General features: G+C 59.0%; 9 protein-coding genes and 2 riboswitches. Of the genes, 2 read left to right on the plus strand and 7 right to left on the minus strand.

Going from position 1 to position 13,889, the window contains the following annotated elements:
• Positions 1-443: 443 nt before the first annotated feature.
• Both KP003_RS10885 and KP003_RS21305 read right to left on the minus strand, forming a co-directional pair.
• Positions 444-1,070 carry a hypothetical protein gene (locus KP003_RS10885; RefSeq protein ID WP_217299598.1) on the minus strand — a complete coding sequence of 209 codons (627 nt, stop codon included), beginning with the start codon at positions 1,068-1,070 and terminating at the stop codon, positions 444-446.
• A complete protein-coding gene (locus KP003_RS21305; RefSeq protein WP_236026999.1) occupies positions 1,045-1,287 on the minus strand; it encodes a hypothetical protein in 243 nt (80 codons plus the stop codon). Before KP003_RS21305 ends, KP003_RS10885 begins: the two co-directional genes overlap by 26 nt.
• A gap of 1,638 nt (positions 1,288-2,925) precedes the next feature.
• Here KP003_RS21305 and KP003_RS10895 point away from each other — a divergent pair.
• Positions 2,926-4,755 carry a methyl-accepting chemotaxis protein gene (locus KP003_RS10895; protein WP_437178067.1) on the plus strand — a complete coding sequence of 610 codons (1,830 nt, stop codon included), beginning with the start codon at positions 2,926-2,928 and terminating at the stop codon, positions 4,753-4,755.
• Positions 4,756-5,426: 671 nt separating this feature from the next.
• Here the strand turns inward: KP003_RS10895 and prsR are convergent.
• Both prsR and prsK read right to left on the minus strand, forming a co-directional pair.
• Positions 5,427-6,785, minus strand: coding sequence for a PEP-CTERM-box response regulator transcription factor (prsR, locus tag KP003_RS10900; protein ID WP_216499815.1), 1,359 nt, complete (start codon positions 6,783-6,785; stop codon positions 5,427-5,429).
• Between the two features lie 11 nt (positions 6,786-6,796).
• Positions 6,797-8,860 (minus strand): XrtA/PEP-CTERM system histidine kinase PrsK, encoded by a 2,064-nt coding sequence (gene prsK, locus KP003_RS10905; RefSeq protein ID WP_236027001.1) that lies wholly within the window; start codon positions 8,858-8,860, stop codon positions 6,797-6,799.
• A 375-nt stretch (positions 8,861-9,235) separates the two neighbouring features.
• Here prsK and KP003_RS10910 point away from each other — a divergent pair, with 375 nt between their 5' ends.
• Complete coding sequence (locus tag KP003_RS10910; RefSeq protein ID WP_239027511.1) at positions 9,236-9,865, plus strand: Crp/Fnr family transcriptional regulator; 630 nt, start codon at positions 9,236-9,238, stop codon at positions 9,863-9,865.
• A 112-nt stretch (positions 9,866-9,977) separates the two neighbouring features.
• Here KP003_RS10910 and KP003_RS10915 read toward each other — a convergent pair whose 3' ends face one another.
• The 3 genes from KP003_RS10915 to KP003_RS10925 all read right to left on the minus strand — a co-directional run bounded on the left by KP003_RS10915 (position 9,978) and on the right by KP003_RS10925 (position 13,361).
• The gene (locus KP003_RS10915) at positions 9,978-10,682 is read right to left on the minus strand and encodes an Ig-like domain-containing protein (RefSeq protein WP_216788290.1); all 705 of its coding nucleotides are present in this window, start codon (positions 10,680-10,682) and stop codon (positions 9,978-9,980) included.
• Between the two features lie 68 nt (positions 10,683-10,750).
• Positions 10,751-11,902: an Ig-like domain-containing protein gene (locus KP003_RS10920; protein WP_217299600.1), complete on the minus strand. Its 1,152-nt coding sequence runs from the start codon at positions 11,900-11,902 to the stop codon at positions 10,751-10,753.
• A gap of 94 nt (positions 11,903-11,996) precedes the next feature.
• Positions 11,997-12,073, minus strand: a riboswitch (cyclic di-GMP riboswitch).
• Between the two features lie 142 nt (positions 12,074-12,215).
• The gene (locus KP003_RS10925; protein ID WP_216499820.1) at positions 12,216-13,361 is read right to left on the minus strand and encodes an Ig-like domain-containing protein; all 1,146 of its coding nucleotides are present in this window, start codon (positions 13,359-13,361) and stop codon (positions 12,216-12,218) included.
• Between the two features lie 76 nt (positions 13,362-13,437).
• Positions 13,438-13,514: riboswitch (cyclic di-GMP riboswitch) on the minus strand.
• Positions 13,515-13,889 lie beyond the last annotated feature (375 nt).

Below are 13,889 nucleotides of genomic sequence, written 5' to 3' on the forward strand. Positions count from 1 at the left end.
ACATCTCTATTGAATGCGCCAGCCTCCAGAAGCAGGGAAAAGCTCCCGCTCCACCAGCCATCGGTCCTGAAAAAGCCGACCGCTGAGCGTAGACAGTGCTAGCATTAAAAACGCTACGCTGCCGCCGGGAGCCATCACCGAAACTGCTTTGGTCAGAGACCGCACTCAGACTTGCCAAAAACAAGTCCAAGAACAGCGGCAACCTCCCAAAGCAGTTTCTTTTTTGTGCCCCCGTCGTTCGTTATCCCAGCGCATCCATATCCCTCAAGGCCTTTCCCATCTCAACTTGAATAGAAGCGCTCAACCTCCATCCATGCCTCATCTCCCCCCGGTGATAGATAGGGCCTGATCTCGGCACCGGTGGAAACTGCCATGCATCCCCCCACCGCCTCGCACCAAGAACCGCCTCCGACAGCTCCAACTGCCCTACCTAAGCCTGATGATTAACCTTTTGCGATTGGTGATTCGTCTATCACGGTTGATGACTCGTTTATCGCGATCGACGACTCGTTTATCGCGATCGACGACTCGTTTACCGCGATCGACGACTCGTTTACCGCGATTAATGACTCGTTTATCGCGATTAATGACTCGTCTATCGCGATCGATGACTCGTCTACCGCGATTGATGACTCGTTTACCGCAGTTGGTGACTCGTGTATCGCGTTCGACGACTCGTGTATCGCGTTCGACGACTCGTGTATCGCGTTCGACGACTCGTGTATCGCGATCGACGACTCGTGTAGCACGATCGATGACTCGTGTAGCACGATTGATGACTCGTGTATCGCGATCGACGACTCGTGTACCGCGATCGACGACTCGTTTACCGCGATCGATGACTCGTTTAGCGCGATTGATGACTCGTCTGTCGCAGTTGATGACTCATTTATCGCGAGAAGTGGCTCGAGAGGCTCGATGGGATTAGATTTCGGGGACAGGGAGGCGAAGTTTTTTGGAGAGCATATGACTTGTTGGAGGTGAGAGGACGATCTGGGGAAAACATGGGGGATGCTGGCGGCATCCCCCATGTTGGTTGTTGGATCATGATGGAGTGCCGCTGTCTCCATCTGCCGACTCAGCATCCCCTGCGATGCGAGCTGCGGCAGTTGCCTTGGCCCTGGCGTGACCTCTTCTTTCCTTGGTGAGATCGAATCCGGAGGCGATGAGGATCCCGGGATTGCACACCGCCATCATGTCCAGCAGAGCCGCGATCTGGTCCAGGTAGACCACAAGTTGTGCCTGGAGCCCCTCGCGTTCCGCTATCACCAGTTTACTGCCCAGCATCGACTCGTGGTACACCGCGTCGTGCTTGTCCGATGCCGAGAAATACGCTACGACAAGCGGTAGATTGTTCCCCCAAAATGAGTCGGGAAACCTCGTTTGGTCAGCCAGGGAAGCTCTCGTCCTCTGGTTGAACTCGTGGAACCTTGTTGCGGACAGGTTCCGGTAATCACGCAGTATTCGCTGACACTGACCTGTTGTCACTTGCACCTCCTTTCTTCGCAATTACGAAGTATGGTTGTTAATTAACCGCCACCAATTTAAACATTCTCTAGACTACAAGGTTGTGCAGGCAATGCAAGCTTTGCGGCGAAGAAAAATAAAAATCGGAGTAAGCAAATCCCCTGCGTCCCGCTTTGGTAAAGGGGGAGCAGGAGTTTACGTTCGGCGCTTGGCGGATAGCTTACGTGCGTTTATACAGCGTCGTTACCGGCCTGGTACCGAAAAAGGGAAACTCCGTGACGAGGTTTATCGGGGCTGACACTTGGGTGCGGGTGTGCCACTTGATCTATGGGGATTGGCAGATCAGTCGGGGTATGAGACCATTTGCAGAGTACGCAGTCGACTTTCGTGAAGTTTGCCTTCCAAACACGTAAATAACATAAATATAATGTATTACAATCTGCATTGTGTATACTTTTTTTCTCTGTTTATTCCTCACCTTATAGATCCTAAAGAAGCTCACCTCTCCTCTTATACCGCTCCCCTTCACCAAAGCTAATCGTTTTTCCCTTCATTTATTCACGTCTCCCACCGAAAGCAACACCAACTTTCAATGCGAAATGAAGAACCTTCAGACGCATTCTACTAAAAAACCGCGCCCGGCTAATTTTTAAATGCCGCCCTCCCCTTCTCTTCGGTGGCGGCCAAAGTCACGATACACGCGTCGGGGTGACGCCACCACTAAACCAGAAACAAGGACAGGAAGGTATGGAAATGAAACTCAAGGTAAAGGTAATGGCTGTTGTCACTGCCGCGGCGGCTCTGGGTGCCGCAGGTTCTCTCGCGACGGTGCGTGTATCCACGTCAGTCGGATTAGGCACCGGCGCTGTTGCATTCACTCTCATCCTCGCCCTCGGCGGGTACCTGGCGCGCACGGTTGCAGCAGAATGGGACCGAATCGTGGAGAACAGCGCCCGGAGAATCGAGACGATGACGGGGGAATTCGAAGCAGAGCGTGATCAACTCGTAGCAAACAACACGCAGACGGTGGAGAAATTGACGAGGGAGTTCGAAGCGGAACGGGCCTGCCTCATCGAGAAGAACGACTGGTTCCGCGCCATCATCGACGCGGTTCCGTTCCCGGTGCATGTGACCGACAACGACATGAACTGGACCTTCATGAACAAGCCGTTCGAGACGCTGCTGGTCCGAGAGGGGCGCATAAAGGACCGTGATTCCGCAGTCGGGCTTGCCTGCAGTAACGCGGCCGCCAATATCTGCAACAACGAGGGGTGCGGCATCAAGCAGCTCCACAAGGGGGTGAACGAGAGCTTCTTCACCTGGTGCGGCTCCGAATGCAAGCAGGACACTGCATTCCTGTTGAACGGCAAAGGGGAGAAGATCGGATTCGTCGAGACGGTGACGGATCTCACGGCGATCATCAGGAACCGCGACTACACCCAGGCGGAGGTGGAGCGCATGGCGGGGAACCTCACCAGGCTCGCGCTGGGGAACCTGGACCTCGACCTGAAGGTTGCGGAGGCGGACCAGCACACCGTGGTGGCGCGCGAAAACTTCGTGAAGATCAACGACAGTCTCTCCAAGGTGAAGGACGCTGTGGGGGCCATGATCGTCGACACGGAAACACTTGTGAACGCCGCCCTGGCCGGCGACTTCCAGACCCGCTCCGACGCATCCAAGCACCAGGGTGAATTCCGCGCGATCGTTGACGGGGTGAACCGCACCCTGGACGTGGTGGTGGAGAAGAACGACTGGTACGAGGCCATCATCGATGCGGTCCCCTTCCCGATTCACGTCACCGACAACGACATGAACTGGACCTTCCTCAACAAGCCTTTCGAGGCGCTGCTGGTCAAGGAAGGACGCATCAGGGACCGGCGCACCGCGCTGGGGCTTCCCTGCAGCAACGCGGCCGCCAACATCTGCAACACCGAGGGGTGCGGCATCAAGCAGCTGCACAGGGGGGTGCCCGAGAGCTACTTCGACTGGTGCGGCTCCGGGTGCAAGCAGGACACGACGTACCTCATGAACCGCAAAGGGGAGAAAATCGGCTACGTCGAGGTGGTCCAGGACCTGACGGCGATCATCAGGAACCGCGACTACACCAAGACCGAGATCGAGCGCATGGCTACCAACCTCCACCTCCTCTCGCAGGGGGACCTGGATCTCGATTTCGCCCTCACGCAGCCCGACCAGCATACCAAGGAGGCCCACTCCGACTTCATACGTATCAACGACAGCCTAAAAAGCGTGAAACTTGCCATGGATCGCGTCATCGGCATCACCAAGGAAATCGCCGACGGGAACCTGAGCGTTGAAGTCACGCCGCGCTCGGAAAAGGACGAGCTGCTCAAAGACTTGGCGGCAATGGTGCAGAAGCTCTCGGACGTGGTACTCGACGTGAAGCAGGCGGCGGACAACGTGAGCCTTGGGAGCAAGGAGCTTGCCGAGAACGCGGAGAACACGTCGCAGGGGGCTACCGAGCAGGCGGCCTCGGCCGAGCAGGCATCCTGCTCCATGGAAGAGATGAGCGCCAACATCAGGCAGACTGCGGACAACGCGATGCAGACCGAGAAGATCGCGGTGAAGTCGGCGGCCGACGCGCAGGAAGGTGGCAAGGCCGTTGCCGAGACGCTCGCCGCCATGAAGGAGATCGCAGGGAAGATATCCATCGTGGAGGAGATCGCGCGGCAGACCAACATGCTGGCGCTCAATGCGGCCATCGAGGCGGCCCGCGCCGGGGAGCACGGCAAGGGGTTCGCGGTGGTAGCCGCCGAGGTGAGAAAGCTCGCCGAGCGAAGCCAGAAGGCGGCGGGAGAGATCTCGACCCTCTCCACCTCCAGTGTCGAGATCGCCGAGAAGGCGGAAGCTCTCCTGGGCGAGATCCTGCCGAACATCCAGAGAACGGCGGAACTGGTCCAGGAGATCAGCGCGGCCAGCACGGAACAGGACGGCGGCGCCCAGCAGATCAACCAGGCGATACAGGTGCTGGACCAGGTGATCCAGAAGAACGCGACGGTGGCCGAAGAGATGGCCTCCACCGCCGAGGAGCTCTCCTCCCAGGCCGCCCAGTTGCAGAGCACCGTCTCCTTCTTCCAGGTCAGGGACAACGATGCCCCAGCGGGTCGGCTCGCGGAGGGAGTGAAGCGGCAAAGCGGCCGCGCCGCCGCGTCGATGACCTATGCGGCCACAGCCACCAAGGGTAGTCCCAAGGCGCGCGGCAAGCAGGCCGCCATCGACAAGGGAGTGGCACTGAACCTGGACCACAACGACTTCGAACGCTTCTAGGCGCGACCAAACGGAAGCAGCGCAGGCCCGGCGAACCGGACCTGCGCTGCTAGAATAAATATTTATTAATTACAATTGACATACGTAGATCTTATTCTATACTGCACAACTCCTACTCAACGAGCCACGACGTGCCGCAGCACGGAAGGAGTTATGCAATGGCAACCTGTAACGACTGCAGAGGTAAAAAGATCGTCACCTGTCCGGAGTGCGGCGGCACCGGCAATCTCTACTATGTCCCGGTGCTCGATATCTGGGAATCCGATTGCAGTGTCTGTCTCGGCAGCGGTACGATCAGTTGCCCTGCTTGCGAGGTGAGCCCGTTAGGTTCAGGGCTATCCAGGCCGCCTGCAGCCTGGACCCCGCCCCCTGCCCCACCGGGGCTGTAACCTCCCCCAGAGCAAACGCAAAAGGGCCGGCAGATATTGCCGGCCCTTTGCAGTTGGAGTTGGATGAAGCGAACTTGGAAAGTGGTCAACCCTCTCCGATTTCCCCTTTCGCCGTCCCCTCGCCTGAATTCTTGCAGATAGCATCCCCCTCACCCGCCTTTTCCCCTCTCCCGGAGGGCGAGGGGAAAAGGCGGGTGACAGGAGAAACAGCTTGGTCAGAGCGCCCAACGTCATGGTCTCGCGTGCGCGCACCAGGATTTAAACGTTGAACGTCGACCGGATTTACTGATGTATGGAGAGCTTCTTCATCAGATCGTAGAGGGTGGGGCGGCTCACGCCCAGCTCCTCGGCGGCCTTGAGGATGTTGCCGGACTGCCGCTCTATCGCGCTCAGGATCATCTCCCGCTCCATCCGCTCGCGCGCCTCCCTGAGGGAAAGGCTGTCGTTGCTGGGAGCCGGTATCGGCGGAGGCTCGAAATCGCAGCCAAGGTCAAGCGGGCCGATGCTGGAACCGTCGCACATGATGACGGCCCGCTGGATGCGGTTTCTCAACTCGCGCACGTTGCCGGGCCAGTCGTGCCGCTTCAGGAAGGCGACGGCGGCAGGCGACAGCCGCACCTTTTTCTTGTTCTCCTTGCAATAGAACTTAAGGAAATTGTCCGCCAACAGGAGCACGTCGTCGCCGCGATCCCTCAGCGGGGGGAGTTTGATGGTAACAACGCCGATCCGGTAGTAGAGATCCTCGCGGAAACGCCCCTCCTCGATCGCCTTCTGGATGTCTATGTTGGTGGCGCAGGTGGTACGGGCGTCGATAGGAATTTCCTCCCTTCCGCCTACCCGCTGGATGGTCCCTTCCTGCAGGAAGCGGAGCAGCTTCACCTGCAGGTTCACCGGGAGCTCGCCGATCTCGTCCAGGAAGAGGGTCCCCTTGTGGGCGTATTGGAGTTTGCCCCTCACCGCGGTATGGGCGCCGGTAAAGGCGCCTTTCTCATGACCGAAGAGCTCGCTCTCCAGGAGGTTCTCCGGGATGGCGCCGCAGTTGATCGCCACCAGGGGCCCCTTGCGGCGCAGGCTCGCCTCATGGATCGCGGCCGCCACCAGCTCCTTGCCCGTGCCGCTCTCACCGACGATCAGGATCGGCGCGTTGGAGGCTGCGACCTTCCGGATGGTGGTGTAGACTGCCTGCATCTCGGCGCATTTGCCGGTCATGCCCCATTGCTCTTCCGCTTCGCCGAGCGAGGAGAGCGCGCTGTTTTGCTCCTCGATGTTGGCGATGTGGAAGGCGCGCCCGATCATCACCTTCAACTCGGACAGGACCGGGGGCTTCGCGTAGAAATCGAAGGCGCCCATGCGCATCGCCTTCAGCGCGTTTTCCCGCTCGTTGTTGCCGGTCAGCATGATGACCTTGGTTACCGGGTTCAACCCCAGCATTTCGTCAAGGCAGCGAAACCCCTCTACCGAGCTGTCCGGGTACGGGGGAAGCCCCAGGTCGAGCACCACCACCGGGGGGTGCTCGCTCTTGAAAAGGGACAGAGCCTCCCGGGCATCGGCCGCCAAAAGCACCTGGTACTCCTGGGTCAAGCCCCATTTCAACTGCTGCCTGATATCCTCATTGTCATCGACAATTAGAAGCTTTCTCACCAACTCCTCCTTCACGCGGCCTTGATGACGCCGCCGGCCGAATCCTCCTCGGCAACGGGCAGGTGGACGGTGAATACGGTCCCCTCCCCTTCCACGCTGGAAACATCGATCCTGCCGCCATGGGCCGTCACGATCTGACGCGATTGGTACAGCCCGATACCGAGACCGGTCTGCTTGGAACTGCGGAACGGCACGAACAGGTCGTTTCTGATAAAGCGCGGTGACATGCCGCAGCCCTGGTCGGTTACCTTCACAAACGGGGTGCCGTTGCAGCCCACTTCCACCGCTATGGGAGCCTCGGGGGACGACGCCTCCACCGCGTTCAGGAACAGGTTCAATAGCACCTTCTGCAACTCCTCCCGGTCCCCCAGGACGATCTGCTGGCTTCCCTGCACAGAGATCACCCTCCCCTGCATCATCCCGGCACAACTCTGGGTGAGGGCAAAGAGATCCACCGGGCGCCTCTGCAAAAGCTCGCTCTCGCCCAGGTTGCGCAGCCGCCCGATCAGGTGGTGCATCTTCTTGGTGGTGTTACCCAGGCTGGTCAGCATGTCCTGCTGGAATTCCGGGTTGTCGATATGCTCCCGTGCGTTTTCGAGCACCAGCGAAATGGTCGCCGCCAGGTTCTTCAGGTCGTGCACCACGAAGGTCGCCAAGCCTCCCACGGCCTGCATGGCCTTGGACTGGGTGAGCTGTTCGGTGAGGCGCTGATGCTGCATGGCCACCGACACCTGCCGCGCGATGGTCTTCATAAGGTCGAAATCTTCATAGCGGTACTGCTCGTCGGGCACGACCTGCGCACCGAGCACGATGAAGCCGGAAAGCGCCTCCCCCTCGAAAAGTGGAACCACGAACGAGATGCCGTAGCGTTGGAGAAAGTCCCACTCCTGCTCGGTCAGGTCACGGTTGGGGTCGCTGCTGCAAAAGACCCATTGCCTCTCGCGCAGCGAAGTCAGGATCGGGTTGTCATCGCTGATGGTTTCCCGAAGCGGCTCCAGTTCCAGGTTCGAGGCCACGCAGTACCAACCACACCCCTGCTGGTGCTGGTAAAGGGCAGCGCCATGAACCCCGAAGATCTCGCAGTACGCGAGGAGCACCCTCCTGACCAGATCGTCTCCGTTTTCGAAGGTGGACAGCCTCTCGGTCAGCCCCAGCCACTGTGCCCGGTAGTCGTACTTGCTCTGGTAAAAGTGCTTGTGCAGCAGCACTTTCAGCTCCCGCTTGGCGCGGTCCGAGAGGAGGAGCAGCAGCAGCAGGATGCCCCCGATGAACCCCAGGGACAGGGTGAGCACCCGCGGGAACTGCGGTCCGAAATACTTCATCCCCTCGCCAAGCAGACCGAGCATGAGCAGGTAAGCGGAGACCGTCGCCACGACCACCGATTTCAGCACGACCGCCTGGGAGATCTTGACACGGGCGCTGCCGCGCCAGTGGGAACGGGCGTAGAGCATCATAACCGCGGCGATCGAGAAAAGCAGGGAGCGCAGCGGCGCAAGCTCAAGGTTGAGGGAGCGGTACAGCAGGGCGTTCGAATAGTAGAAGATGAGCACGGCGAGCATCGAGCCGAGCGCTACGATATCGAGCTTCACGCGCCACAGGGCCTCCGAGGAGGCGTTAACCAGGGTGGACTCGAAGTTGATCAGGGCCACGACCAGCAGCACCAGGATGGCGACATAGAAGTAATAGCCGACGTCGCCCAGAAACAGCACCGGTTCGGCGGGAAAATCCGGCGCGTAGTAGAAGGAAGCCGACGGCAGGAACGCGGGGACCAGCACCAGCAGTAAGCTGGCGCCGACCAGCAAGCGGTTCTTCAACGAGAGTCCCCGCTCCGGGATCTCTCGGGCGTAGGTGACGCTCAGCAGGAGCCAAAGAGACGGCAAGAGCGCCTCGACGAACAGGGCACACCGCTTCCACTCTATTTCCGGCCAGAAATTGTTCAGGGCGAAGAAGTCGAAAAGTTCCAGGACCGCTATGGTGAAAAAGGGGGCGGCAATATAGCTGAGCGTTCCGCTTCGTCTCTCCAGCAGCACGATGCGCAGCACGGATACCAGCAGCAGAAAGACTGAAATCAGCATAAGAGCCATCATTGTCCCTCGGGCAAGGCCGGCAGCAAAGTTCTCCCCGGAGGCCCTCCCATCTGCTCCGACGGGTGAAGAATTAACTCAAAGCCCGTGCCGATGTCATTGGCGCTCGCTACGCGCCTGCCAGCAAGGGCCAACCGCCGGCAGCACAGGCAGAAAATACAGGCCAATGCCTGCTATACCTATACAGCCTAAGGCATAAATTGACAAGTGCTAATTGTTTGTGTTAAACACTCGAATGGCTGAGGTAAAATGTGAGCCGGAGGCACTGTGATGACTTGTCCTACATCGTCGAGAAATAAGCACGAATCGAATATCATTAGCAGCATTCCTTTCTTCTCATCTCTGACGCCTGACGAGGTGGACCAGGTGGAAAAACTGTTCAGAAAGAAGAATTACGAGAAGGAACAGATAGTGCTCTATGAGGAGGACACCTCCAGCTACATGTACCTGATCTATTCCGGCAAGGTGCGGGTAGTGAAAATGAACGACGAGGGGAAGGAGCAGATCATCACCATCCACAAGAAGAACGACTTCTTCGGAGAGATGTCGCTGCTGGACAACAAGACTTCCCCGGCCACCATCATAGCCCACGAGGACTCGGTGATCGGGCTCTTGCACAAGAGCGATTTCGAGCAGCACCTGATCCGCAACGACGAGATCCGAAGAAAGATCATCGAGCTGCTCTGCAGCCGGCTGCGCGAATCATGGGAGATGATCAAGATCCTCAGCTTCAACGCCGAAAACGCCCAGGACCGGGTGCTGTCCCTGCTGGACCGGCTGGGGGAGCTGTACGGAGTCCGGGACGACCGCGGCGTTATCATCGACGTGAAGATGACCCACCAGCAGATGGCCAGCTACGCCTCGGTCACCCGCGAAACCATGAGCCGGGTGCTGCGCAGCCTTGAGAAGTCGGATGTGATCAGCATCCTGGACAGCAAGGCGATCCTGCTCAACAAGAACTTCTTCGATACACGCAGCAACAGCAAGAGGCATTAAAACCCAGAAGACGTTCTACGTTCTGCGTTCAACTCCGCCTGCAACCGATGCTCCTTCGGTCGCAACGACGCCCCCATTTCCCTGCCCGGGCGCTACTTTTCTCCTGCAAATCCTATTGAATCTGGTTGCCGCTACCGTCGTACACCGCCGACAGTGCTACGCCGAACTCGCTCGCTTGAGCACCCACCGGCAGATTGGCGAAGGTCACGGTCATGATCTCGCCGGAGGCTATATTGCTGCTGGCGAGGATGAGGCTGTTGGCACCCGCGATGCTGGCGAGACCGCTGCCCGCGTAAGGCCCCGAGGTGCTGACCGCCGACAGGGTGGCGCCGGCAGGCATGGTCACCACGAAGTTCAGGCCGTAAGGGGCGGCAACCGGCAGCCCAGCCAGGGCCACGGTACCTACCGCGCCGGTGCCGCTCACCACGGTAGTCATGGTCGCGTAGACCGGGACCGTAACCGTTACGCCCGCGGATTGCCGCTCGTTATTGGCGGCGTCATAGGCCTTGGCGGTCCAGGTGTAACTTCCCCTGGCAAGAGTCGAGGGATCCCAGAGGTAGGTATAGGGAGCCGTACCGTCGCTCCCCTGCTTGACGCCGTTGAGGTAGAAGTCGACCCTGGTCACCCCGACGTCGTCGCTTGCGTCTGCGGTGACGGCGGTGATGCCGGTAACGGTCGAGCCGTTGGCCGGACCGGAGAGGAAGACGGTGGGAGCGGAGCTGTCCACATTTCCAGGGGGGGTCCCCCTTCCCCCGCCTCCGCAGGACGTAATCAGGAGCATGATCCCGCACAGCAGCAATCGTTTCAAAATCTCCATGGCTCCTCCTTCAGCTCCTGGTGCAGATCTGGCCACCTTTGAGCCGGTAGGTTCATCACTTGTTCCTCTCACAGCTTTCCGGTCAGTTTGGCGAGGATGACCACGACATCGCCGGTGTCGACCTTGCCGTTGGGCTGTGACTGGCCGTTCACGTAGGGTGCCAGGTCCAGGCGTTGAGTCTGCTCGACGGTGGGACTTAGCTGACCAGAGGCGACCTGCAGGGCAAGCTGCGCGTCTGCCAACGTAAGCGGAACCGCTGTCGAGGTGGAGGTGGAGGTCGAGGTCGAGGTCGAGGTGGAGGCCGAGGCGGTCTGGCTGGTACCATTATCTACTAGGACCGTCGCCGACGCAACGCTGCTGTTTCCGGCTGCATCGTAGGCTCGGGCACTGATGAGGTGGCTGCCGTTGGCAAAGCCGGTGGTATTCCAGGTATAGCTTACCGGGCTCTGGTTGCTGCTCAGCAAAAGCGTGCCGTCGATGGACAATTCGAGTTTGGCAACACCGAGATTGTCGCTGGCGGTTGCCGATACGTTGATCGTCCCGGCTACTGCAGCATCGGAAGGGGGCGCCGCCAGTGAAACGGTGGGCGAGATCACGTCCCCGACTACCGAAACGTTCACCGCTTTGGAGACAGCCTCATTACCCGACAGGTCAACCGCCCTGGCTGCAATGGCGTAGCTGCCAGGGGGGAGTGCCGCAGCGTTCCAAGTGTAGGTGTAGGGAGCGGTGCTGGTTTCATAGACCTGGGTGCCGTTCACCAGGAACTGCACCTTTGCGATGCCGACGTTGTCGGTCGCTGCAGCGCTGATGGCGATGGTTGTGGCTACGGAGGTGTTGTCGGCGGGCGAGGTTACGCTGACCACGGGGGGCAGTGTTTCGGGGATCTGTACGATGTTGGAGTAGACGCTCTCCTGTCCACCCGAATTGTAAGCGGTTACCGCGAAGTAATAGGAGTTGGCGGGGTCGAGCCCGCTGATGCTCGCCACGGTGACTTTACCGCTATCCACGGGGGCACTTCCTTCAACGGCTCCGGTTCCCTGGAAGGGAAGAGAGCTATTGTTGGCCTGGTAGTAAATGCGGTATCCCGCGAGATCGGCGTCCGGGCTGGGATCCCATGCCAGCGTCACCGCGGCGGCAAGGCTTGTATGAGGGGTGGCCAACAGCAATAACAAAAACAACGCGGACAGAGACAAAAAAACCGCCCTTCCAGATACTTCCATCGTTGACTCCCAAGGATCGGTCTGGGCCCTGTGCGTTTCTCGCCGGGAAGGAGGGAAAAAGAAAAGCCGGGACCGCAGCACCAGTACTTGGCATTTCGGCGACCCGGCTGTCTCAGAGAGACCCTGTAGGCTTTCCGTCCCACCCTCGCGGATGGTTTAGTATTATCGTCTACCTGTATTCGGTTGGATGGAGCACCCCACCGTCGGGTGGGCATAATATTTGATTTATAGTGAAAATCAACTCATCTGTTCCCATAAAACCGAGCACAGGATCTCATCCCGTGCCCGCTTCGTTCTCTGTCTACAAGCGGAACTACCTGGACACGGAGACCGCCTTGCTCCCCTTGTTTCCCGCAGCATCATACGCGTTGACGGTGACGGTATGGGTGCCGGCACCGACCTTGGCCGTTGCGCTGATGGAGCCCGAGTTGGTGCCCAACAGCAGCGCCCCATCCAGGAAGACCTCCATCCTGACCACGGCCACGTTGTCCTGGGCCGAAGCGGCGACCTTCAGGTTGGCGTTGTTGAGTACCAGTGAGGAAGGGGAGATGATTTTGACGCTTGGGGGGACAAGATCGTTGGCCACGTTTACGATCACGCTGGCGGAGCCGGCGTTTCCGGCAGCATCGGAGGCTATGGCGACGAGGGTATGGCTCCCGTTTCCGGCGCTGGCCGTATTCCAGTTGTAGTTGAGTGTCCCCTGGTTGGCGGCGTAGATAAGGGTCGAGTTGTCGTAAAGGGCGAAACCGGTCACTCCGACGTTGTCGGTGGCGCTGGCCGTCACTGCCACGGTGCCGCTTACCTGCTTGTTGTTGGTCGGCCCGGTTATGGTGACGGTCGGGACCACCGTATCACCGGCAACATAGACAACTTCCTCGGCGGTGCCCACGTTACCGGCTGCATCGTACGCCTTTGCTGTGAGGGTATACTGGCCCGGGGCAAGTGAGGCAGTAGGCCAGTTGAACGCATAGGGGGCGGAATTGCCGCTGGCCAGGAGGTTCCCGTTCACGTACAACTCCACGTTGCTCACCCCGACGTTGTCGACGGCGCTGACCCAGACCGCAACAGAGCCGGTCACGGTCGCACTCGCCGAAGGTGACGTGATCCCCACAACCGGAGGGACCATCTCTTTCACCTGTACGACGTTCGAGTAGACACTCTCGACGCCGCTGGAATTGTATGCGGTTACTGCAAAATAGTAGGAGCTGCCGGGATCGAGGCCGCTAATGGAAGCCGTGGTAGTGGTGGAGACATCGACAGGGGCCGCCCCTTCCACGGCGCCGCTGCCGATGAAAGGCTGGGACGAAGAGTTGGCCTGGTAGTAAATCCGGTACCCGGCGAGGTCGGGGTCGGAGGAAGGGTCCCACTGAAGGTTCACGCTGGAGGAGAAAGCTGCGACAGGAACAAGAACGAGAAAAAAGGCAATAACAAGCAACTGCAGAACATGCTGTGCTTTCAACACGGACCTCCACGAGAGGCGGAGCCCGTGCTCAAGACACAAAAAAACCGGGCACCAAGACCTGTAGTGCAGGCATTTCGGCGACCCGGCTGTCTCAGAGAGACCCTATAGGCTTTCCGTCCCACCCTCGCGGATGGTTTAGTATTGTCGTGTACCCAAATTGTAGGTTTCCTTTTATCAGAGCAGCGCAACAAAGTTGGTGATTTGAATCACAATCGAGGAAAATTATGTCCGTTTTTTAATCGATTAAACGGTTAGATGCCGTCACGCAGCCCCTGCTTGACCCCTCTCGGATATCGGATACGCTATTGCGGTGCAACAGATTATAAATAACCAACAAACCATCCTGTGCTTCCGTCCACCGACTCCCCGCCCCCGGAACTCGGTCGCGCTCAGGTTCCGCCCCAGTAACAGCGATGCACACCGTTCCAATAAGCGGCATGACTCGAGTGAACAGCCGGTGGACCAATTCGGGCAGGGTCATGACCGGTACTGACAGAGCGCATATCTCTCTTTAGGAGAACGCCA

This window comes from Geomonas diazotrophica (genome assembly GCF_019063885.1).
Classification (GTDB): Bacteria; Desulfobacterota; Desulfuromonadia; order Geobacterales; family Geobacteraceae; genus Geomonas; species Geomonas diazotrophica.

Coding starts and splice junctions, on each gene's coding strand:
- KP003_RS10885 (WP_217299598.1), bottom strand. CDS start 1,070: ATGGAGACAGCGGCACTCCATCATGATCCAACAACCAACATGGGGGAT.
- KP003_RS21305 (WP_236026999.1), bottom strand. CDS start 1,287: ATGCTGGGCAGTAAACTGGTGATAGCGGAACGCGAGGGGCTCCAGGCA.
- KP003_RS10895 (WP_437178067.1), top strand. CDS start 2,926: ATGGCGGGGAACCTCACCAGGCTCGCGCTGGGGAACCTGGACCTCGAC.
- prsK (WP_236027001.1), bottom strand. CDS start 8,860: ATGCTGATTTCAGTCTTTCTGCTGCTGGTATCCGTGCTGCGCATCGTG.
- KP003_RS10915 (WP_216788290.1), bottom strand. CDS start 10,682: ATGGAGATTTTGAAACGATTGCTGCTGTGCGGGATCATGCTCCTGATT.
- KP003_RS10920 (WP_217299600.1), bottom strand. CDS start 11,902: ATGGAAGTATCTGGAAGGGCGGTTTTTTTGTCTCTGTCCGCGTTGTTT.